General features: G+C 43.5%; 22 protein-coding genes and 3 tRNA genes. 23 read left to right on the top strand and 2 right to left on the bottom strand.

Translation table 11 applies throughout. The features are described from left to right. Window positions 1-13 precede the first annotated feature (13 nt). On the bottom strand, window positions 14-598 hold the full coding sequence (locus ACYVGZ_RS00125) for a superoxide dismutase (protein WP_460749455.1): 585 nt from the start codon (window positions 596-598) through the stop codon (window positions 14-16). Between the two features lie 159 nt (window positions 599-757). Between ACYVGZ_RS00125 and ACYVGZ_RS00120 the strand changes: the two genes are divergently transcribed. From ACYVGZ_RS00120 to cysN, 3 genes are all read left to right on the top strand, one after another. After that, on the top strand, window positions 758-1,702 hold the full coding sequence (locus ACYVGZ_RS00120) for a hypothetical protein (protein ID WP_460749453.1): 945 nt from the start codon (window positions 758-760) through the stop codon (window positions 1,700-1,702). Window positions 1,703-1,896: 194 nt separating this feature from the next. Then, the gene (gene cysD / locus ACYVGZ_RS00115) at window positions 1,897-2,802 is read left to right on the top strand and encodes a sulfate adenylyltransferase subunit CysD (protein ID WP_460749450.1); all 906 of its coding nucleotides are present in this window, start codon (window positions 1,897-1,899) and stop codon (window positions 2,800-2,802) included. Between the two features lie 18 nt (window positions 2,803-2,820). Further along, window positions 2,821-4,431: a sulfate adenylyltransferase subunit CysN gene (gene cysN / locus ACYVGZ_RS00110; protein WP_460749447.1), complete on the top strand. Its 1,611-nt coding sequence runs from the start codon at window positions 2,821-2,823 to the stop codon at window positions 4,429-4,431. A gap of 70 nt (window positions 4,432-4,501) precedes the next feature. Here cysN and ACYVGZ_RS00105 read toward each other — a convergent pair whose 3' ends face one another. After that, complete coding sequence (locus tag ACYVGZ_RS00105) at window positions 4,502-5,239, bottom strand: siderophore-interacting protein (RefSeq protein ID WP_460749444.1); 738 nt, start codon at window positions 5,237-5,239, stop codon at window positions 4,502-4,504. A 274-nt stretch (window positions 5,240-5,513) separates the two neighbouring features. On the opposite strand from ACYVGZ_RS00105, the gene ACYVGZ_RS00100 reads away from it, so the two are divergent. The 20 genes from ACYVGZ_RS00100 to ACYVGZ_RS00005 all read left to right on the top strand — a co-directional run bounded on the left by ACYVGZ_RS00100 (window position 5,514) and on the right by ACYVGZ_RS00005 (window position 20,548). After that, on the top strand, window positions 5,514-6,008 hold the full coding sequence (locus tag ACYVGZ_RS00100; protein ID WP_460749442.1) for a hypothetical protein: 495 nt from the start codon (window positions 5,514-5,516) through the stop codon (window positions 6,006-6,008). A gap of 154 nt (window positions 6,009-6,162) precedes the next feature. Next, on the top strand, window positions 6,163-7,932 hold the full coding sequence (aspS, locus tag ACYVGZ_RS00095; RefSeq protein ID WP_460749439.1) for an aspartate--tRNA ligase: 1,770 nt from the start codon (window positions 6,163-6,165) through the stop codon (window positions 7,930-7,932). Between the two features lie 161 nt (window positions 7,933-8,093). Then, window positions 8,094-8,651: a crossover junction endodeoxyribonuclease RuvC gene (gene ruvC / locus ACYVGZ_RS00090; protein WP_460749437.1), complete on the top strand. Its 558-nt coding sequence runs from the start codon at window positions 8,094-8,096 to the stop codon at window positions 8,649-8,651. Next, on the top strand, window positions 8,648-9,250 hold the full coding sequence (gene ruvA / locus ACYVGZ_RS00085; protein WP_460749434.1) for a Holliday junction branch migration protein RuvA: 603 nt from the start codon (window positions 8,648-8,650) through the stop codon (window positions 9,248-9,250). The genes ruvC and ruvA overlap by 4 nt, the downstream gene beginning before the upstream one ends. Beyond that, window positions 9,247-10,260: a Holliday junction branch migration DNA helicase RuvB gene (ruvB, locus tag ACYVGZ_RS00080; protein WP_460749431.1), complete on the top strand. Its 1,014-nt coding sequence runs from the start codon at window positions 9,247-9,249 to the stop codon at window positions 10,258-10,260. Before ruvA ends, ruvB begins: the two co-directional genes overlap by 4 nt. Before the next feature lie 9 nt (window positions 10,261-10,269). Then, complete coding sequence (tolQ, locus tag ACYVGZ_RS00075; RefSeq protein WP_460749428.1) at window positions 10,270-10,950, top strand: protein TolQ; 681 nt, start codon at window positions 10,270-10,272, stop codon at window positions 10,948-10,950. Next, the gene (gene tolR / locus ACYVGZ_RS00070; protein WP_460749426.1) at window positions 10,950-11,378 is read left to right on the top strand and encodes a protein TolR; all 429 of its coding nucleotides are present in this window, start codon (window positions 10,950-10,952) and stop codon (window positions 11,376-11,378) included. The genes tolQ and tolR overlap by 1 nt, the downstream gene beginning before the upstream one ends. Then, window positions 11,378-12,352 (top strand): cell envelope integrity protein TolA, encoded by a 975-nt coding sequence (gene tolA / locus ACYVGZ_RS00065; RefSeq protein ID WP_460749423.1) that lies wholly within the window; start codon window positions 11,378-11,380, stop codon window positions 12,350-12,352. Before tolR ends, tolA begins: the two co-directional genes overlap by 1 nt. A 2-nt stretch (window positions 12,353-12,354) precedes the next feature. Continuing rightward, a complete protein-coding gene (tolB, locus tag ACYVGZ_RS00060; RefSeq protein WP_460749420.1) occupies window positions 12,355-13,650 on the top strand; it encodes a Tol-Pal system beta propeller repeat protein TolB in 1,296 nt (431 codons plus the stop codon). Window positions 13,651-13,667: 17 nt separating this feature from the next. Next, the gene (gene pal, locus ACYVGZ_RS00055) at window positions 13,668-14,264 is read left to right on the top strand and encodes a peptidoglycan-associated lipoprotein Pal (RefSeq protein WP_460749417.1); all 597 of its coding nucleotides are present in this window, start codon (window positions 13,668-13,670) and stop codon (window positions 14,262-14,264) included. Further along, window positions 14,225-15,085 carry a tol-pal system protein YbgF gene (gene ybgF / locus ACYVGZ_RS00050; RefSeq protein ID WP_460749415.1) on the top strand — a complete coding sequence of 287 codons (861 nt, stop codon included), beginning with the start codon at window positions 14,225-14,227 and terminating at the stop codon, window positions 15,083-15,085. Before pal ends, ybgF begins: the two co-directional genes overlap by 40 nt. Window positions 15,086-15,126: 41 nt before the next feature. Continuing rightward, a tRNA-Lys gene (locus ACYVGZ_RS00045) sits at window positions 15,127-15,202 on the top strand. 22 nt (window positions 15,203-15,224) lie between these two features. After that, window positions 15,225-15,300, top strand: a tRNA-Lys gene (locus ACYVGZ_RS00040). Between the two features lie 37 nt (window positions 15,301-15,337). Then, window positions 15,338-16,381, top strand: a complete 1,044-nt coding sequence (nadA, locus tag ACYVGZ_RS00035; RefSeq protein WP_460749412.1) for a quinolinate synthase NadA — start codon at window positions 15,338-15,340, stop codon at window positions 16,379-16,381. Window positions 16,382-16,439: 58 nt separating this feature from the next. Next, window positions 16,440-17,006 carry a nitroreductase family protein gene (locus tag ACYVGZ_RS00030; RefSeq protein ID WP_460749410.1) on the top strand — a complete coding sequence of 189 codons (567 nt, stop codon included), beginning with the start codon at window positions 16,440-16,442 and terminating at the stop codon, window positions 17,004-17,006. A gap of 84 nt (window positions 17,007-17,090) precedes the next feature. Next, window positions 17,091-17,178: transfer RNA gene (locus tag ACYVGZ_RS00025), tRNA-Ser, on the top strand. Window positions 17,179-17,605: 427 nt separating this feature from the next. Beyond that, window positions 17,606-18,292 (top strand): helix-turn-helix transcriptional regulator, encoded by a 687-nt coding sequence (locus tag ACYVGZ_RS00020; RefSeq protein WP_460749407.1) that lies wholly within the window; start codon window positions 17,606-17,608, stop codon window positions 18,290-18,292. Window positions 18,293-18,358: 66 nt separating this feature from the next. Next, on the top strand, window positions 18,359-18,685 hold the full coding sequence (locus tag ACYVGZ_RS00015) for a hypothetical protein (protein ID WP_460749405.1): 327 nt from the start codon (window positions 18,359-18,361) through the stop codon (window positions 18,683-18,685). A gap of 90 nt (window positions 18,686-18,775) precedes the next feature. After that, window positions 18,776-19,192: a VOC family protein gene (locus tag ACYVGZ_RS00010; RefSeq protein ID WP_460749633.1), complete on the top strand. Its 417-nt coding sequence runs from the start codon at window positions 18,776-18,778 to the stop codon at window positions 19,190-19,192. A 381-nt stretch (window positions 19,193-19,573) separates the two neighbouring features. After that, entirely contained in the window at window positions 19,574-20,548 is a 975-nt protein-coding gene (locus ACYVGZ_RS00005; RefSeq protein WP_460749402.1) for an IS110 family RNA-guided transposase, read from the top strand. Window positions 20,549-20,699: the final 151 nt, after the last annotated feature.

The following is a 20,699-nucleotide window of genomic DNA, read 5'->3' as shown; positions in this document are numbered from 1 at the left end:
TTTGTAGGGTTAATTATGCGGCAAAGTTCGCTGCTGCAAATTCCCAGTTTGCAAGTGCCCAGAAACCTTTTAGGTAATCAGGGCGAACGTTGCGGTAATCGATGTAGTATGCATGTTCCCATAGGTCAACAGTAATCAATGCTGTTTGGCCGTTTGTAGCAGGCGTGCCAGCGTTGCTTGTGTTCACGATTTCAAGAGAACCGTCTGCATTTTTAACCAACCAAGTCCAGCTTGAGCCAAAGTTGTTGACTGCTTTATCGTTAAACGCTTCTTGGAATTTTTCGAAAGACCCCCAGGTTGCGTTAATGGCATCTGCTAGTGCACCAGTAGGCTCACCACCACCATTAGGGCTTAGGCTATTCCAGAAGAAGGTGTGGTTCCAGATTTGAGCTGCATTATTGAAAACAGGGCCAGCTGGTGCAGTGGCGATGATTTCTTCTAAAGACTTGTTTTCGAATTCTGTACCAGGTACTAAACCATTTAGCTTCACAACGTAAGTGTTGTGGTGTTTGCCATGATGGAATTCTAATGTCTCAACAGACATGTGCGGCTCTAATGCGTCTTTAGCATAAGGAAGAGCTGGTAATTCAAAAGACATTTAGGTTCTCCTTGCTTTTATTTACTTAATAATGCTTATTATCAAGCAGTTAATGGTGTATCTATGATAGCATCGAACTTTATAAGATAATATTATTTCAAACACTGGGAACCCATAGTTCCTTATAATTTTTCAATTTATAAGATGTATTAGTGTCCAATGCAAAGAGATGATGATGTAGAAATTCCAAGCTTAGTGTTAGACCAAGATGAAGTTAGTGAGCGTCGACCTAGCAATGCTAAGCCTACTCGCAAGTTGAATCCGGCCCCCGCACGACCTGTGCAGGCTAATCAGGTTGCAGTTAAAAAACCGAGCCTTTTTGGGGTGTACTTTTTACTTATCCTAATTTTGGCGGCTTGTGCAGGTGCGGTATTTTGGTTGTGGCAGCAGAATCAGCAATTAAGAGACGAGTTGTATGGTGCTAAGTCTGAAATCCAAAATTTAGATCATCAGTTATTGGCTGCAGATGTTTCAGCCAATCAGCAAGGTGCAACCTTAGAAGAAACTCTTAAGACCCATGATAGCGAGATTCGCAAATTATGGGGGGTTGCCTACGATCGCAATCGCAAAGCCATTGCTGCCAATGCTGAAACTATTAAAGAGCTAGAATCTCGTTTGGCTGCGACTCGTGATTCATTGGCTACCGTGACTAAGCGCTTGGCGGTACAAGAAAGTGCATTTAGTGATATTGAAGAAGACTACAACAAATTGGTTCCTTCGGTTGCGACGGTTGAAAGTAAAGTTGGTGAGTTTTCTGAACAATTAGCCAGTGCTCAAAATTTGGTGTCTGCCAATACCAGTACCCTGCAAGATCAACAGAACCAGTTGGCATCTCAGTCTGGGCGAATAGAAGCTCAGCAATTAAATTTGGAGTCTATTCTGCAGGATATTGCCAACTTTAAAGTGCAAATAGACGCTCTGCAGAATCAGCCACAAGGATCTGACCCTCAAGAGCTTGCTGCCATTCAAAAACAACTAGACTCCCATCAAGAAGCAATTGAATCTAGTGATGCTTTTCGGGTGCAAATCAATGCAGAAATTAATCGACTGCGCCAACAGGCTAATCAACTGATGCTCCAACAACAGCTAAGTTCTGAAGGTTAATTGGTTAACGGATTAGTATACTGAGATTAAAAGAGCCGACTTGAGAGTCGGCTTTTTTGTGCCTAAAAGACCGCTATTGAGGCTAATACTTAATATCTATATGCCATAAAAGTTTATCAAATTTAGTTTTTAGATCGAAAAGGCATGATATGATATTTAAAAATGCCTAAGCCTTTAAAGAGAGATGGGGAATTATGAACCAGGCAAGACTAACTCATTTGAAACAATTGGAAGCGGAAAGTATTCACATCATTCGTGAGGTGGCCGCTGAATTCGATAACCCAGTTATGCTTTACTCTATTGGTAAAGACTCTGCCGTTATGTTGCATTTGGCAATGAAAGCTTTCCACCCAGGTAAGCTGCCGTTTCCATTGATGCACGTGGATACCGGCTGGAAATTCAAAGAAATGATTTCATTTCGTGATGAAATGGTAGCCAAGTTAGGTCTGGACCTTATTGTTCATCAAAACCAAGAAGGTTTAGATCAGGGGGTTGGACCTTTTACCCATGGTAGTTCTAAACACACAGACATCATGAAAACCCAAGCATTAAAGCAAGCGCTGGATAAGTATGGTTTTGATGCTGCCTTTGGTGGCGCGCGTCGTGATGAAGAAAAATCACGAGCGAAAGAGCGTGTGTACTCCTTCCGTGATAAGCAGCACCGCTGGGACCCGAAAAACCAACGCCCTGAGTTATGGAATATTTATAACGGTAAAGTAAATAAGGGCGAAAGCATACGTGTCTTCCCTTTGTCTAACTGGACAGAGCTAGATATCTGGCAATACATTTATTTAGAAAGTATTCCAATTGTGCCTTTGTACTTCTCTCAGCCGCGACCAGTAGTGGAGCGAGATGGCACCTTGATCATGGTTGACGACGAACGTATGCCATTAAATGGTGAAACGCCAGCGATGAAATCTGTTCGTTTCCGTACTTTGGGTTGTTATCCGTTAACGGGTGCCGTTGAATCAGAAGCGGCAACCTTGCCAGAAATTATTCAAGAAATGCTGTTAACCAAGAGCTCTGAGCGTCAAGGTCGAATGATTGACCATGATTCATCAGGGTCAATGGAAGAAAAGAAAAAACAAGGTTATTTCTAAATTAGGAGCGAAGAGACAATGTCACACCAATCTGAATTGATTAGCCAAGACATTCTTGGCTACCTAAAACAGCATGAAGAAAAAGACTTAATGCGGCTGCTAACTTGCGGTAACGTAGATGACGGTAAAAGTACCCTGATCGGACGTTTATTGCATGATTCCAAATTGATTTATGAAGATCATTTGGATGCCGTGAAAAGAGACAGTAAAAAGTCTGGAACACAAGGGGAAGAGGTTGATCTAGCCTTATTAGTGGATGGCCTGCAAGCGGAACGTGAGCAAGGCATTACCATAGATGTAGCGTATCGCTACTTCTCTACAGAAAAACGCAAATTCATTATTGCTGACACCCCGGGACATGAGCAGTATACCCGCAATATGGCCACTGGCGCTTCAACCTGTGACTTGGCGATTATTTTGATTGATGCTCGCTACGGCGTGCAAACTCAAACCAAGCGTCATACTTATATTTCTGCTTTGCTAGGTATTAAGCATGTTGTTGTGGCAATCAATAAAATGGACTTGATGGGTTACTCCGAAGCCAAGTTCAATGAAATCCAACAAGATTATCTTAACTTTGTTGAACAATTGGGTGAGCGAGCCCCTGGTGATATTCAGTTTGTTCCTATGTCAGCTTTGTTAGGTGACAACGTGGTAAATGCGTCTGATAACACTCCTTGGTATCAGGGTCAGCCTTTAATGGGGATCTTAGAGTCGGTGCAGATCGATCGTGATGTAAAGCACGACGGCTTTAGATTTCCAGTGCAATATGTAAATAGACCTAACCTAGACTTCCGTGGTTTTTCGGGCACGATTGCAGCAGGTAAGGTAAAACCAGGTGATGATGTCATTGCGTTACCTTCGGGTAAGGCGTCTAAGGTAGCAAGTATTGTTACTTATGATGGTGATCTGTCTGTGGCTGGTGCGGGTGAGGCGGTAACTATTACCCTCGAAGATGAAATTGACGTAAGTCGTGGTGACATGTTGGCGCACCCAAATAACGTACCACTGATTGCTAGTACATTGCGTACCTCTGTCGTTTGGATGGCTGATCAGGCTTTAGTACCGGGTAAGCTTTATGACTTCAAGATTGGTACTCAAACGGTACCAGGTAAAGTACACCACTTTAACCACAAAGTAGATGTAAATACTTTGGAAAAGAGCACCATCAATGAACTTGAGTTGAATGGTATTGCGGATTGTGTTGTTCAGCTAGACGCTCCAGTAGCATTTGACGAATACCAAAAGGTACGCCTTACAGGGGCTTTGATCGTCATCGATCGTTTGACCAATGTGACGGTGGGTGCCGGAATGGTTGAAGAGGCACTGGCGGATCTAGTTGTGGATTCACCGGTAAGTGCAGAAGAGCGCGCGGCTCGCCTTGGTCAAAAGCCAGCAGTATTAGCCTTGCCTTCGGAGCTGTTAAAACAGTCAGAAAAATTAGAGCGCTTATTATTAAGTCAAGGTGTAGTGGCTTTGGCGAAAGAAGCTACCCAGCATGAGGCTGATTTAATTAGAGCAACAGGTGTCACTTTAATTTGTTCGAATGACGATGTTGCAGACTCTGTTATTTCGGCTGGCAGTGTTGAAGAAGCGGTTGAGCTGATTGTTGAGCAGGTACGCCTTTAATATCCTGACTAAGTAAATGCAAATGTAAAAAGCAAAGGGGCTCAGCCATTCGGTTGAGCCCCTTTTTTAATTAAGCGAATTGCTCGGCATCAATACGTTTAACGGTTTTGTGCTCTTCCTCGTTAATGCCCAATTTCCAATAGCTCGAAAGGTAGAAATAGTCTTTTGAGATTTGTTTCTCTTGCTTGAAATAAGGGCGCAATGCCTTCATGCTGCTAAATTCACAAGCAGCCCATACACTTGCCTGACCTTCTAACCAGTTAAGTTGTTTGACGTTATTCAATAAAAATTGGCTATCAATGCCAGGAGTGGGGTTGATCAGCCACTTAACCTCGACACCCACAGGATGCTTAATGGTTTGTATGTCTTGCTCAGTCATTATTTCGATAAGTGCATAGCCTTTGGCGTTATCGGGCAGAGCTTCTAAGTTCACACTGATAGCAGGTAGGGCGGTCATGTCGCCCACTAACAGGTGCCAGTCTGCTTCAGGGTTGTTCAGCTTAGCTGGGCCAGGTCCTCCCACTATGATGCTGTCACCTGCTTTGCAATTTGCGGCCCAACTGCTGGCTGGGCCTGCTTCGTTATGAACGACAAAGTCTACGTCTATTGAGTCTGGGCTTTGACTGCGTATGGTGTAAGTGCGCATAATGCGACTGCCATCCGTTGGAAAAATCAGCTTGATGTATCCGCCTTCTTGATTGCTTGGTAGGGAGCTTATTTCATCCCCTCCTAGAGTCACTCTTATCATATTTGGTGTGATTTGAGCTTTGTCTATAACAATCAGTTGGCGAGTCTTTGGGGCGTTCATGCAAGATACCTATGGAATTTAAAGTGTATGTATAGAGGTGTTGTTCATTTCTGCATCAAGATGGAGCTCAATTGGGCGCTTAAAAAGCAGCTAATACGGGTTGCTTTTGTTGGTTGAAATGGCGTCATCTTGTATAAAAATATTACTGTGAATAACACAATGCAAATGATTATCATAAATTATGCTATTTAGTTGATAATGTCAACTTTTATTGAGTGTTAGTTTATATACAAGCAATAGCATGTTAATAAAATTAAATAGAGATAAATAAACAGTGTTAGAATGGAAATCCAATCTCCTTAACAAAATACAGTCGTGCCTTGATGATCAAGTGCTAACGGCCAGAAAAGCAGCGTTACAGGCCCATGCAGCGGCTACCAATACGGAAAGTATTGCTGAAAACAAATATGATACGTTTGGCCTTGAAGCCTCTTATTTAGCTCATGGTCAATCTGCTCGAGTTCAGCAGGCTGAGCTTGATAGTCAGGAGTTCAGAGGGTGGCAAGTAGGCGACCTTTCCCAAAATCAACATATTACCAGCGGGGCACTGGTTGCTATTGAGCCTAACCAGTTACCCGAGCAATCGCGTTATTTATTCATTTGTCCTTGGGCTGGTGGCCTGCGCATTGAACTTGATCAAATTACGGTTTTGCTCATTAGTCCTGAAAGCCCAGTGGCAAAAAAACTCATAGGGCGAGAGCGAGGGGACGAATGTGCCATGACCTTTGCTGGCAAAGAAGGCGACTATTACATTGAGGATTTTTGTTAATTTTAGGGACTTAGAGACAATTTTAACACTAACCCTAGTGACGAACGTTTTGTTCGCATATAATGTCGTGCCTTAAAATTTTCGATTGCTTGATCTCATCAAGCAATTATTAAAAAAGATCACTTTTACGAATTAGAGTAACAGGATACAAATTATGCGCAGCCATTATTGCGGCGAGTTAAATGCTTCAAATATTTCACAAGAAATAACCCTATGCGGTTGGGTTCACAGACGTCGAGATCATGGTGGCGTTATCTTCTTAGATGTTCGTGATCGTGAGGGTATTACCCAAGTTGTTTTTGATCCAGACAGAGCTGACAGTTTTGCTCTTGCAGACAGTGTGCGTAATGAATTTGTAATTAAGCTTACTGGCCTTGTTCGCGCTCGCCCAGAAGGGACGGTGAACCCAAATATGGCCACCGGTGAAATTGAAGTTTTAGGTACCCAATTAGAAGTGCTTAACGCTGCTCAAACGCCGCCATTCCAACTAGACGAGCACCAAGCGGTTGGCGAAGACATTCGCCTGAAAAACCGTTTTATTGATTTGCGTCGCCCAGAAGTTCAGCAAAAAATGCGTTTTCGTTCAAAAGTGACTTCTGTGTTACGTCGTTACTTTGACGACAATGGTTTCTTGGACATCGAGACTCCTATTTTAACGCGTGCAACACCAGAGGGTGCTCGTGATTACTTGGTGCCAAGTCGTACTCAGCAAGGTAGCTTTTTTGCTCTACCTCAATCACCACAGCTGTTTAAACAATTGCTAATGGTGTCTGGTTACGATCGTTACTATCAAATTGCTAAGTGTTTCCGTGACGAAGATTTGCGTGCTGACCGTCAGCCAGAATTTACTCAAGTGGACATTGAAACGTCGTTCATGTCTGAAGAGCAAATTATGTCCATGACGGAAGAAATGATCGTGGGTCTGTTCAAAGATTTGTTGAATGTGGATCTTGGCTCTTTCCCAAGAATGCCATACAGCGAAGCAATGGAAAAATACGGTAGCGATAAACCGGATTTACGTATTCCTTTGACCATCGAAACTGTCTCTGACCTAATGGCAGACGTAGACTTTAAAGTCTTCTCCGGCCCTGCGGTTGATCCTAAAGGTCGTGTTGCAGCCCTTAAAGTACCAGGTGGCAACGCGCTGACTCGCAAACAGATCGACGAGTACACGAAATTCGTTGGTATCTATGGTGCCAAAGGTTTGGCTTACATTAAAGTGAACGACAAGTCTGACTTAAATGAAGGCCTACAGTCTCCGATTGTTAAATTCTTACCTGTCGAAGTGCGTGCAGCATTGCTTGAGCGTTTAGATGCTCAAGACGGCGACCTAATTTTCTTCGGATCAGATAACGTTAAAGTTGTAAACGAAGCGTTAGGTGCATTGCGTTGTAAATTAGGTGAAGATATGAATCTTTACACTTGCGAATGGGCGCCACTTTGGGTTGTTGATTTCCCAATGTTTGAAGAAACTTCTGACGGCGGTATCACTGCGATTCACCACCCATTCACTGCACCGTCTTGCTCTCCTGAAGAACTAAAAGCTAACCCACTTGGTGCTTTGTCTCAGGCCTACGACATGGTATTGAATGGTACAGAGCTAGGTGGCGGTTCCATCCGTATTCACCAATCAGATATGCAAGAAACCGTATTTGAACTGCTTAAGATTAGCCAAGAAGAGCAAGAAGAGAAGTTTGGCTTCCTGCTAGACGCGCTTAAATTTGGTGCGCCACCACATGGCGGCCTAGCGTTCGGTCTTGATCGTTTGGTTATGTTGATGACTGATTCTGCATCGATCCGTGATGTTATTGCTTTCCCTAAAACCCAAAGTGCTACGTGTTTGTTAACACAAGCTCCTGGTGAAGTAAGTGAGAAGCAACTTAAAGAGTTGAGCATCCGCGTAAGAAAACCTGTTACCGAATAAGCTTGGTTCAAAAAGGAGCTAAATATCGGCTTCTAATGTTAAGGGATTGAAAAATATCCGTAAAAAGGTCGCTTAATAGCGGCCTTTTTTATTTTTAATATTGCATACTGTTGTAATGACTGTTGAAATGTACAGTAATGAAATGAATAAGCGGACATTTGGTGAGTAAAACAAGAGTGTTGGCCATAGACCCTGGTTCTCGAATTACCGGCTTTGGCATTATCGATATCATAAATGGCAAAATTCATTATGTGACCAGTGGTTGCATACGTCTTCCTGATGGTGCCTTATCCGTCAGACTAAAAACCATTTTTGAAAATGTCTCCCATTTGTTGGCGGAATATCAGCCTCAAGAATTTGCTATAGAAGAAGTGTTTTTGGCTAAAAATGCTAATTCGGCCTTGAAACTAGGCCAAGCTAGAGGAGCGGCAATTGTTGCTGCTGCCACCCATGATTTACCTGTTAATGAGTATGCCGCTCGTCGAGTTAAGCAATCGGTTGTTGGCTCAGGTGGGGCAGATAAAGCTCAAGTGCAGGTCATGGTTAAAATGTTATTAAATTTAGCCTCGACGCCACAGGCGGACGCGGCGGATGCTCTAGCCATTGCTATTTGTCATGCTAACAGTCGCACTTCCCAGGGCTTGGAGTATGGCGTAGGCAAACGTGCAGGACGAAGTGCTAAGCGTTGGAGCGAATTAGATGTAAGGAAGGCCCTGTGATAGGACGTATTGTTGGTGAGCTAATAGAAAAATCACCACCAGAGTTATTGGTTGATGTAGCAGGCGTAGGGTACGAACTGAGTGCTTCTATGAGCACCATTTACGAATTGCCTGCCATTGGCCAACAAGTAGTGCTCTATACCCATTTACAAGTAAAAGAAGACGCTCATAGCCTTTATGGTTTCATTGATCGTTCAGAACGAGCGCTATTTCGCGTTTTAATCAAAGTAAACGGTATTGGCCCAAAAATGGCCCTGGCCGTGTTGTCTAGTATGTCGTCTGAAGAGCTCATTGCTTATGTGCAAGACTCAGACGTAACCGCGCTCACTAAAATTCCAGGTGTCGGTAAGAAAACCGCAGAACGTTTAATTATTGAGTTAAGGGATAAACTCGGTCAAGCGGCCAAGCAAGATCTTTTCTCCGCACCTGCAGTGCTCAAACAAGTAAAAGCAGATCCTCGTCAAGAAGCTGAAGCGGCTCTTATTGCACTAGGCTATAAGCCGCAAGAGGCGGCCAAAGCCATTGCTAAAGTGCCAATAGACAGTGCATCCAGCGAAGAGGTTATTAAAGCGGCGCTAAAGGGTATGTTGAATAAATGATAGAGTCAGATCGTATTATTTCGCCAGAGCTTAAAGGAAATGATCGACAGGTCGATAGAGCTATAAGGCCACAAAGTTTACAAGATTATATTGGTCAGCCTGTTGTTCGTGAGCAAATGGAGATTTTTATCCAAGCGGCTCGCCAACGTGAAGAGCCTTTAGATCACACGCTGATTTTTGGGCCTCCAGGTTTGGGTAAAACAACCCTTGCCAACATTATTGGTAATGAAATGGGGGCGGAAGTGAAAACCACTTCTGGACCTGTTCTGGAAAGAGCTGGGGATTTGGCAGCACTGCTAACCAATTTGTCAGATGGCGATATACTGTTTATCGACGAAATTCATCGCTTGAACCCAGCGATTGAAGAAGTGCTGTACCCAGCTATGGAAGACTATCAATTAGACATCATGATTGGGGAAGGGCCAGCGGCAAGATCCATTAAAATTGAACTTCCGCCCTTTACCTTGGTCGGAGCCACTACTAGAGCGGGGTTGTTAACTTCTCCTTTGAGGGATCGCTTTGGCATAGTGCAACGATTGGAGTTTTACGATGTTGAATCGTTAACCACCATTGTGAGTCGCTCTGCTGGGAAAATGCACATGCAGCTAGACCAAGGTGGCAGTTTTGAGGTCGCTAGGCGCTCTCGTGGTACTCCACGAATTGCCAATCGTTTGTTACGTCGAGTTCGTGACGTGGCTCAGGTGGAAGGGGTTGAATTAGTAGGTCAAGACATCGCTCGTAAGGCTTTAGACATGCTGAGCGTGGATAACCAAGGTTTTGATCACCTTGACCGACGTATGTTATTGACTATGATAGAGAAATTCGATGGGCGTCCGGTGGGCTTAGACAGTGTTTCAGCCGCCGTTGGAGAAGACAAAGACACAATTGAAGACGTAATCGAGCCATATTTAATACAGCAAGGCTTTATTATCCGCACCCCAAGGGGTCGTCAGGTAACTAAGCGTGCTTATGAACATTTTAATTACCAATTACCGTCAGATTTAAAATAGAGGTTAACAATGTCAATTTGGGGACTGATTGCCAGTGCAAGTATTGTGGTGCAACTGGTTATGCTAACACTGTTGGCAGCATCCATATTATCTTGGGTGGTGATTTTTCAGCGAGTCAGAGTGCTAAAAGTCGCTAAAAAAACGCGAGAGCAATTTGAAGAGCAGTTTTGGTCAGGTATCGATTTAAGCCAGCTATACCGTAAGTTAACTCTTGAAGGGCGCTCAGTAAAAGGCGTTGAGCATATTTTTACCGCCGGCATTAAAGAGTTTACTCGTTTACGCCAAAGCCAAAATGTCGACCCTGATGCAGTAATGGAAGGGGTTGAGAGGGCAATGCGAGTGGCCTTATATAAGGAAGAAGAAAAGTTAGAGCAGCATTTGCCCTTTTTAGCGACCGTGGGATCAACCAGCCCTTACATAGGTTTGTTTGGTACCGTGTGGGGGATAATGCATTCCTTTATTGGTTTGGCGGAAGTTCAACAAGCAACATTGGCAACCGTTGCCCCAGGCATTGCAGAGGCCCTTATTGCTACTGCCATTGGTTTGGCTGCGGCTATTCCTGCTGTTGTTGCTTATAACCGTTTTTCAGCTGTGGCTGAATCTTTAGGTGCTAGCTACGAAAACTTTTCCGATGAGTTTAGTAGCATTTTACACCGTAAAGTTCACGTTAGAGAGGGAGGCGTAGCATAGTGGCTCGCTCCAAACGAAGAAACAAACGCAAACCAATGGCAGAAATTAACGTCGTGCCTTATATCGACGTTATGTTGGTGCTCTTGGTGATCTTTATGATCACGGCCCCTATGTTGACTCAAGGAGTGGATGTTGAATTGCCTAGTGCAAATGCTTCCCCAATTCAGGATACTGAAGAGGATGTCATGGTGGCGTCAATCGATGCATCAGGCCAATACTTTTTAGATTTTGGTGGCGAACAAGCGGCCATTAGCTTAACCGAGCTGCAAGACAGAGTGCGTAAAGTCTTTACTCAGAACCCGAAGATTTCTGTGTTAGTGCGCGGTGATCAGAACGTATCTTATGGTGAAGTTATTGGTCTTATGGTCGCTTTACAAGGGGCAGGAGTACCGAATGTTGGCCTAGTTACTGAGCCGAGTGATAACTAATGAAGTGGCTTAAACCTGAAAGTTACAGTTTACCAGTTACCTTAGCTTTAGGTTTGCACCTAGGCATAGTAGCGGTTGCGGCTTTTGCGGTGGACTTTTCGGATGAAAAAAAGCCCGCACCTAAGCACCCGCCGGTTGTGAATGCAAAGATCTTAGACATTTCACAAACGATAATTGGTAAACGTGAAGCGCAGCAGCAAGCCCAGCAAGCGGCTGCGGCAGCCGAAGAAAAGCGTAAGCAGCAGCAAGCAGCAAAACGAGAAGCTGACAAAAAAGCCCTTGCAGAGCAAAAGCGCAAGCTAGCTCAGGCCAAGAAAGAAAAAGCAGCAGCGGTAAAAAAGCAGCAAGAAGCAAAGCGTAAAGCAGAGCAAAAGGCGGAACAAGAAAGGCAGGCTAAAATAGCCGCACAAAAGAAAAAAGACGCTGAACGAGCGGCTGCTGAAAAACGCAAACAGCAAGAAGCTGAGAAAAAACGCCAAGAAGAAGCGAAACAAAAAGCAGCTGCGGAAAAAGCCGCCCAGCAAAGACGTGAACAAGAGGCGAGGGAGCGTGAAGCTGAACGTCAACGCCTCGCTCAAGAAGCCGAAGAGAAACGTCGAGCAGAGCAACAGCGCCAAGCTGAAATACAAGCCGCAGCGGAAGCAGAGCAAAGGCAACGCCAAGCCGCAGAAGCACAAATGGTCCAATCGATTAGTGGCATAATCAATAATCGTATCGTCAATGCCTGGAATCGCCCAGCCAATGCCAGAAACGGTATGCAAACGCTTCTAAGAATATTTTTCCTGCCATCGGGTGAAGTGCTGAATGTAGAAGTTATTAAGCGCAGTGGTGATGACTTATTTGACCAGCGGGCAGTGGATGCCGTTAATCGTGTGGGTCAGATAGAAGAATTACAAGAAGTGGACTCATATGTTTTTGAGCGTAACTTTAGACAAGTAGAGCTATTGTTTAACCCAACCGATTTGAGAAATTAATCATGATAAAAAAGTGGATTTCAATTTTATTTCTAACACTAACGTTTGCCAGTACTGCGCAGGCTCAATTAGTTATTGAAATTAACAGTGGCTCAGATCAATTGTTGCCGATTGCCGTTGTGCCCTTTGGTTATCAAGGCACCGATGCTCTTCCTGAAGACATTGCTCAAATCGTTCAAGATGACCTTGTACGAAGTGGTTTGTTTCAAGCGATACCGCGCTCTAGCATGTTAAGTCGCCCTTCGAAAGAAGCAGACGTGTTCTATCGCGATTGGCGTTTGTTAAAGAGTGATTACGTTGTGATTGGTAATGTACAAAAACTTACTAATGGTAAGTTTCGTATTAACTTTGAATTACTTAATGTATTAGGTCAAAAAGCGGTTGAGAAACATGCATCGCTAGATGTAAGTGCGAACAATTTCCGTGATGCGGCTCACTATATTAGTGATAAAGTTTACGAATTGCTTACTGGTATTAAGGGTGCGTTTAGTACGCGTATTCTGTATGTTACAGCAGAAGGGGACAAAAATGCGCCAGTATATAAGCTGCAAGTGGCAGATGCAGATGGATACAGACCCATTGTGGTTGTGACATCTAATGAGCCTATTTTGTCGCCATCTTGGAGTAGTGATGGCCGTAATATTGCGTATGTAATGTTTCGAAATCGTCGTCCTAACATTTTTATACAAGAATTGGCATCTGGAAAACGCCAGCAAATTGCTCAATTTAGAGGTTTGAATGGTGCCCCAGCCTGGTCTCCAGATGGTAAAAAATTGGCCCTGGTTTTATCAAAAGACAATAACCCAGAGATTTACACGTTAGATATAGCGACTCAAAAGCTTGAGCGTATGACCAACCACTACGCGATTGATACTGAGCCAAGTTGGGAACCAGATGGTAAAGGTATTGTGTTTACGTCGGACCGTGGTGGTAACCCACAAATCTACCGCTTAGACGTAAACAGTAAAAAAGTTGAACGAATTACCTTTGAAGGTGATTTGAACACAAGAGCAAGAATGACACCTGATGGTCGTTATTTGGTAACGGTTCAAAAGCTAGACGGACGTTACCAAGTAGCCCTTCAGGATATGAAAACCGGTCGTGTACAGACCTTAACGGAGACTTACTTGGATGAATCTCCAACAATCGCGCCAAACGGAAGTATGGTAATGTATGCTACAACTTATCAAGGAAAGGGCATATTAGCCGTTGTTTCCGTTGATGGTTTGGTTAAATATAGGTTACCATCAGCTGATGGCGATGTACGCGAGCCAGCTTGGTCACCGTATTTCAAATAAATAAACAGGAGTAAATAATGAGTGCACATAAATTAGGTAAACTAGCTGTAGTTGGTCTATCTGCAGCGTGGATCGTAGGTTGTAGTACAACTGCTTCAGAAACTGATAGTTCAACATCTGCAGAAGAAGCAGCTGTTGAACAAGCAGAAGAAGCAGCAGGTAACTCAGATGCTGCTTATGGCGCTGGTTCTGATGGCTCTTTGACAAGCGTTATTGTTGATGAAGAAGCTGCGGCGGCACAAGCTGAAGCAGACGCTAAGCAAGCAGCTATGGATCTATTAGCTTCTGCTGATACTGTTTTCTACTTCGACTTTGATAAGTCTATCGTTCGCCCTGAGTCTCGTGAGTCTCTAGCAATTCATGCTCAATACCTAGTGGCTAACCCAGAAGCACGCATCGTGCTTGAAGGTCATGCTGACGAGCGTGGTACTCGTGAATACAACATGGCATTGGGTGAGCGTCGTGCTAAAGCGATTAGCCGTTACCTAACTATTCAAGGTGTAGCTGCTTCTCAAATCGAAACAGTAAGCTTTGGTGAAGAAGTGCCTGTAGCGTTCGGTCATGATTCTGCTGCATGGCAACTAAACCGTCGCGTGGAAGTACGTTACGAGTAATGCTTATCCATAAGATGAGATTACGTTCTATTGCAATGGCGCTGACTTTTTCAGCGCCATTTGCAATGGCTGATACTCTGCCTCAGCCGTCGAGCGCACTTTCTCCGAACGCCGCTGCAGAGCTATTGTTTCAATTAGAAACTTTACAACAAGAAGTGCAAAGTTTGCGTGGCCAGCTTGAAGAGCAGCAACACGAACTCAGTAAGATCAAACAACAACAAAGAGATCGTTATATCGATTTAGATAAACGTATTTCTTTAGTAATGGCTGAACAGGCGAAAGCGAGTCAGGCGAGTTCACAGCCTGTAGTGACAGCGCCTAGTAATAGCCAAGTGAATGGACCAGCGTTTGCTAACCCTACACCGGTTACCACAGCACCTGCGCCAACCCCAGTCGTATCTACGAATACACCACTGGTAGCCCCCATTAAATTGGCTCCTAATACGCCTGAAGCACAACAAGCTTACACCAGTGCCTACAGTCTCATTCGCGATAAAAAGTACGAAGAAGCTCACGATGCTTTCTCGCAATTTATAGTGGACTACCCAAATATTAAATTAACTGGCAATGGTTACTATTGGCTTGGGGAATTAAACCTAGTATTAGCTCGACCCGATGCGGCGATTGCAGACTTCAGTTCTGTTATTAAAAAATTTCCAGGGCACGATAAAGAAGCAGATGCCTTGTATAAACTAGGAATTGTTAGTCATCAACAGGGTCAAGATAGCCAAGCGAAAACCTACCTACAAGACGTTATTCAGCGCTATCCTAATGCGAAATCTGCAAAATTAGCGACAAATTACCTAAGCACTATCAAATAGCTTGCATTTCTCAACGGGGGCTGTAATATACGCAACCCGTTGGGTCGTTAGCTCAGTTGGTAGAGCAGTTGACTTTTAATCAATTGGTCACTGGTTCGAATCCAGTACGACCCACCAACTCCACAATTTTAGTATCTATGGGTCGTTAGCTCAGTTGGTAGAGCAGTTGACTTTTAATCAATTGGTCACTGGTTCGAATCCAGTACGACCCACCATATTTGCTTATACTCTGTGTTTCTTAGGAGTTCATCAATGCCTGAAGTTTATGACAAAGTAGCACTTAGGGACACGGTTCAAAAGCATCTAGCTGCTGCAGAAGATACCCTAAAAAACACCTCACAAGATACCGCTGAATTACGAGCAGAAATAAAAGCCCTGCTTAAAGAGAAGAACGCGGTGCTAGTTGCGCATTACTACACGGAAGACGCAATTCAAGAGCTGGCTGAAGAAACGGGCGGTGTTATTGCTGATTCGTTAGAAATGGCTCGCTTTGGCGCTCAACATGAAGCTGAAACTCTAGTGGTTGCCGGGGTTAAGTTTATGGGCGAAACGGCGAAAATCCTTTCGCCAGAAAAAACCATTCTAATGCCAACTTTAGAAGCCACTTGTTCTTTAGACATTGGTTGCCCTATTGATGAGTTTTCAGCTTTTTGTGACCAACACCCAGACCGAAAAGTCGTGGTATATGCCAATACGTCTGCCGCGGTAAAAGCTCGTGCTGATTGGGTGGTAACATCTAGCATTGCATTGGAAGTGGTTGAACATCTAAAAGAGCAGGGTGAGAAAATCATCTGGGCTCCAGACCAACATTTGGGCGGCTACATACAACGTGAAACAGGCGCCGACATGATCCTTTGGGACGGTGCTTGTATTGTTCATGAAGAATTTAAAGCGAAAGGCATTCTAGACCTTAAACAAGTTTATCCAGATGCAGGAGTATTGGTGCACCCAGAATCCCCTGAGTCAGTGGTTGAGGTGGCAGATGTGGTTGGCTCAACATCACAGCTACTCAATGCATCTAAGAAAATGCTTAACGATACTTTTATCGTTGCGACCGACCGCGGCATTTTCTATAAAATGAAACAGGCCTCTCCTGAGAAGCGCTTTGTTGAAGCCCCAACAGCGGGGTCTGGTGCTAACTGCCGTAGTTGTGCCCATTGCCCTTGGATGGCATTAAACAGCCTTGAAATGCTCAGAGACTCTTTGCTTAATACCAGTGGCGAAATTCATGTGCCCGAAGACACCCGACAAAAAGCACTGATTCCATTACAACGTATGTTAGATTTTAAAGTTTAACTCTTAATAAGCCGCTTTTTAGCGGCTTATTTTGTTCTGCCGTTTATTAAGGAGAACCATGTCCCATTCAATATTAGACTTTATGCGCCAGCGTTGCTCTTCTCCAAAGGTAGAAGCACCAGCACCCAATGAAGAGCAATGGTTCAACATATTAGATGCAGCCAGCCGCGCGGCAGATCACGGTGCACTTAAACCCTGGCGTTTTCGTATTTATGAAGGAGAAGGGCGCTTACAACTAGGTGAGCTGTACTGGCAACATGCCTTATCAGAGGTACCTGAACTGCCAATAGAAAAGAAAGAATCTTTCCTCAATAAAGCGTTACGGGCTCCACAAGTGCTATTGGTATACGCCAAAATTCAAGAACATCCTAAAGTGCCGGAGTTTGAACAACTCATGGCGGTTGCTGCCGCTGCACAGCAAGTCTTATTAGGGATTGAGTCACTTGGCTTTGGCGGTATTTGGCGCACTGGCCCTGCCTGCTTCACTCAACAAGCTAAAAACATCCTGTCCCTTAAAGATGACGAGCAAGTGGTAGGACTAATATATGTCGGTACTCCAACTAGCTCTAAACGAGTTGTCGACGACACAGGCGTGAAAGAAAGAATAGAATGGGTAAGGGATTAATTTTTAAAGAAAAACTCTTTAAAAAGGTTGCAAACAACTTATAGCATCATTAGAATACGCGCACAAATTACGCAATGCGTATATGGTGAGCTGTCCGAGTGGCCGAAGGAGCACGCCTGGAAAGTGTGTATGTCGAAAGGCATCAAGAGTTCGAATCTCTTGCTCACCGCCATTATTCCTCTAAAATCAAGGGCTACAGAGTGATTTTAGAATTTGTACATTCAAAAGTACATCAATAGAAACCGAATAGAATCACCTCTATTCGGTTTTTTTATGCCCAAAATATACACCTTTTAAATACCTAAACACGCCTGTCTTGTTAATTTTACTGACGAAAATAAGAAACACCAAACGTAGGGGGCTGTTAGGCCGAAGGCCGTAATGCACCTCTGGGAACGCAGTTCCCATAAAGTCACCAAATACATCATCTCCCCCCACAGAACTGATCTACTATCTTTCTGTCAATATGGAACAGGTTGAGCGTTAGAATTATTGAGGTAGCTGACTAGAATTCAACTTGTCAAAAACAAATTACAGTGAAATATTACTGCTAACAAACGCATTAACTCTCGCTACGCTCGCTAGGGGAAAAAAAAGATATGAGAAAAGCTGATAGACTATTTCGCTTAACCAATTTGATTCGCGTAAAACAACCAATCACCGCTGATGACATTGCGCATGAACTCGGAGTGTCAGTACGCTCAGTTTACAGATACATAGATGATCTATCAGTAAGTGGAATCCCAATTTATGGAACAAAAGGTGTAGGTTATCAACTTCATGAAAGTTATGAATTACCTCCTCTTAATCTAACTGAAAAGGAAATTGATGCTTTAGTCCTTGGTATAAAAATGGTCAGTACCTGGACAGGTGACTCATTGTCAGAAGGCGCGCGTTCGCTTGCAAATAAAATTGAATCAGTATTACCAATGCAGGTCAGAAATGAACATTTCCCTGTGGTCTACGCACCTGATTTATCCATACGAGAAAGTGAAAGAGAAATTTGGGGGCAATGCTACGAAGCAATAAAGAACAAGTGTGTATTGGAAATTCGTTATCGAGCGCCTGATGGTAACCTAACAGATAGAAAGATATTCCCTTTAGGTTTATTTTACTGGGGTGGGAAATGGACGTTAGCCTGTTGGTGCTCCTTGAGGAAGGATTATCGTGATTTCAGGCTAGATAGAATTATGGAAAATATTGTAACTAAAAAAACATATGAAACGACTGATGTAGTCAATTTAGAGGCTGCATTGCATCGATTGAAAAAAGCTCATGTTAGCTGACAGTACGCTGTCAGTAAGAGGTGTTTACACTGCTACCTTTCATTAACAATAATTGAGGTAAGCAGAATGAATTTAGAAGCATTAACCAAAGTTCAGGGGTTTGCTGGTATGGAGTTTGGCATGTTCAAACTCAAAGAGGGTGTATCGGAACTGGAGATGTTGAAAGCTGCACAAGCAGCAGATGAGATGTTTCTGTCAAAAGAAGAAGGCTTTTTAGGCCATGTTGTATTACGAGGCAAGGATGGGCTCTATGCCGATGTGGCTTTTGCTACCACCCAAGAAAAAGCTGAAGAAGTGTGTGGCAAGTGGATGCAGAATGAATACACAATGAAATACATTGAGTTTATCGACCCAGAATCAGTAAACATGTCTTTCTGGGAGAGAGTTAAGTAAAAATCGAACAGGGCCAGTCAGGGGGATGCCGCAAGGCTTCCCACTGCTGGCGGCGTTATGCTATGCCCCGAACCTTCAATAAGGAATATGATGAAACAGAATATTGTCCATATAGCCTTGGTTGTAAAAGACTACGACGAAGCAATAGACTTTTACATAAATAAACTCAAATTTGAACTTATTGAAGATACCTACCAAGCCGAGCAAGATAAACGTTGGGTGGTTGTTGCTCCGCCTAATTCTCATGGTGTTAGTCTATTGCTTGCCAAAGCATCTAAACCTGAGCAGCGGGATTTTATTGGAAACCAAACCGGTGGCCGAGTGTTTTTGTTTTTAAATACCGACGATTTCTGGCGTGACTTTAAGCGCATGAAATCCATTGGTATTAATTTCGTTCGTGAGCCATCAGAGCAAGACTATGGAACAGTTGCCGTATTTGAAGATCTCTATGGAAACCTATGGGATCTGCTCCAACTAAACCCTGACCATCCAATGGCAAAAAGGTAGCGTAACAAGAAATTTAAGCGTTATTTACAATGCTGGCGCTCTCATTTAGGTAAAAATGAATCATAATCGCGCAATATACTCCTCCAGCCGATGTCATTTTTTGCTTCAGGGAACGTAGTTCCCATGAGATGTGCGAAAAACTCAGTTCCCTCCATTTGGTCATTGTAAATATGGCTGTCTTGTTAAAACCGGTAAATATGGCTGTCTTGTTAAAACCGAAAAAGTAATACACGCCAAACCGTAGGGGGCTGTTAGGCCGAAGGCCGTAATGCACCGCTGGGAACGCAGTTCCCATAAAGTGTACGAACACGCCAGCTCCCGCCAATAGGCCCTTGTAAGCATGGCTGTCTTGTTAAATAATAATCCTCTGCCTTTGTTATCATGGCTCGGGATATCACTGATAAAGCAGGTAAAAAGATTATTAATAGGGTGTTACGTAGAAACCAAGTACTTCGTTTTTTAAGTAATCTTGAGCCTTGTTTGATAGGAATGGAGGCGTGTGGCAGTTCTCATTATTGGGCAAGAGAAATAAAGAAATTAGGCCATACTGTAAAATTAATGCCGCCACAGTATGTAAAACCTTATGTTAAAACGAATAAGAACGATGCCGCAGATGCGGAAGCAATCTGTGAAGCGGTAAGTCGGCCAAATATGCGCTTCGTGTCAGTTAAAAGTGAAGAACAACAAGCTTTACTTTTACTCCATCGAGAACGTGATGGGGTGGTTAAAGAAAGAACGGCTCTGATCAATAGAATCAGAGCGAGTTTACAAGAATTTGGTGTGAGTATTCCTTCAGGGAGATACCGTTTACGGATATGGTTTAGAGAAGATTTTTCTCTAATCGAAGAAAATTTACCTAAGGCGTTGTGTCATCATGTTAAATCGATGCAATTACGGTTGATTGATTTAGAAAGCTACATTGAAAGTTTGGATGACTACATTGATGGGGTGAGTCAAGAAAGTAGCGAATGCCAAGCAATTAGAGAAATTCCAGGTGTTGGGAGATTAACATCATCAGCTTTAGTAGCGAGTGTTGGTGATGCAAAAGAGTTCACATCAGGTCGTCAATTATCAGCATGGTTAGGTTTGGTGCCAAGCCAACATTCAAGTGGTGGAAAGTCGCTTTTATTAGGAATAAGTAAGCGTGGAGACTCTTACCTGAGGCGTATGTTTATTCATGGAGCAAGAGCGGTAATAAGGCACTTGAAACCGGGTAAACCTTTTTACGAATGGGTTATGAGTTTGCAATCAAGAATGCATAGGAACAAAGTGATTGTTGCACTGGCAAATAAATTAGTAAGGATTGTTTGGGCAGTACTTGCACGAGATCAAAAGTATAAAGCTGAAATGGTTTAAAAAATGATACACCAAGTTTTGCTTGGTAAAAGAAGAGTGATGACAAGATAGGTAAGACCGTGACTTGGAAATTCTGGGACTAACATCGTTTCGTTGAAAACGCTAAAATGATTAGAACCAAGTCGGCGAAGTTCATCAGGGATAAAGGCAA

Source organism: Marinomonas epiphytica (assembly GCF_054780655.1).
The sequence above is the reverse complement of the archived record's forward strand: the minus strand, read 5'-3'. Positions and strand labels throughout refer to the sequence as shown.

What these genes read in the sequence shown, in the direction of transcription:
- ACYVGZ_RS00125 (WP_460749455.1), bottom strand. Translation starts at nt 598, where the DNA reads ATGTCTTTTGAATTACCAGCTCTTCCTTATGCTAAAGACGCATTAGAG.
- ACYVGZ_RS00120 (WP_460749453.1), top strand. Translation starts at nt 758, where the DNA reads ATGCAAAGAGATGATGATGTAGAAATTCCAAGCTTAGTGTTAGACCAA.
- cysD (WP_460749450.1), top strand. Translation starts at nt 1,897, where the DNA reads ATGAACCAGGCAAGACTAACTCATTTGAAACAATTGGAAGCGGAAAGT.
- cysN (WP_460749447.1), top strand. Translation starts at nt 2,821, where the DNA reads ATGTCACACCAATCTGAATTGATTAGCCAAGACATTCTTGGCTACCTA.
- ACYVGZ_RS00105 (WP_460749444.1), bottom strand. Translation starts at nt 5,239, where the DNA reads ATGAACGCCCCAAAGACTCGCCAACTGATTGTTATAGACAAAGCTCAA.
- aspS (WP_460749439.1), top strand. Translation starts at nt 6,163, where the DNA reads ATGCGCAGCCATTATTGCGGCGAGTTAAATGCTTCAAATATTTCACAA.
- ruvB (WP_460749431.1), top strand. Translation starts at nt 9,247, where the DNA reads ATGATAGAGTCAGATCGTATTATTTCGCCAGAGCTTAAAGGAAATGAT.
- tolQ (WP_460749428.1), top strand. Translation starts at nt 10,270, where the DNA reads ATGTCAATTTGGGGACTGATTGCCAGTGCAAGTATTGTGGTGCAACTG.
- tolA (WP_460749423.1), top strand. Translation starts at nt 11,378, where the DNA reads ATGAAGTGGCTTAAACCTGAAAGTTACAGTTTACCAGTTACCTTAGCT.
- tolB (WP_460749420.1), top strand. Translation starts at nt 12,355, where the DNA reads ATGATAAAAAAGTGGATTTCAATTTTATTTCTAACACTAACGTTTGCC.
- pal (WP_460749417.1), top strand. Translation starts at nt 13,668, where the DNA reads ATGAGTGCACATAAATTAGGTAAACTAGCTGTAGTTGGTCTATCTGCA.
- ybgF (WP_460749415.1), top strand. Translation starts at nt 14,225, where the DNA reads ATGGCAACTAAACCGTCGCGTGGAAGTACGTTACGAGTAATGCTTATC.
- nadA (WP_460749412.1), top strand. Translation starts at nt 15,338, where the DNA reads ATGCCTGAAGTTTATGACAAAGTAGCACTTAGGGACACGGTTCAAAAG.
- ACYVGZ_RS00030 (WP_460749410.1), top strand. Translation starts at nt 16,440, where the DNA reads ATGTCCCATTCAATATTAGACTTTATGCGCCAGCGTTGCTCTTCTCCA.
- ACYVGZ_RS00020 (WP_460749407.1), top strand. Translation starts at nt 17,606, where the DNA reads ATGAGAAAAGCTGATAGACTATTTCGCTTAACCAATTTGATTCGCGTA.
- ACYVGZ_RS00015 (WP_460749405.1), top strand. Translation starts at nt 18,359, where the DNA reads ATGAATTTAGAAGCATTAACCAAAGTTCAGGGGTTTGCTGGTATGGAG.
- ACYVGZ_RS00010 (WP_460749633.1), top strand. Translation starts at nt 18,776, where the DNA reads ATGAAACAGAATATTGTCCATATAGCCTTGGTTGTAAAAGACTACGAC.
- ACYVGZ_RS00005 (WP_460749402.1), top strand. Translation starts at nt 19,574, where the DNA reads ATGGCTCGGGATATCACTGATAAAGCAGGTAAAAAGATTATTAATAGG.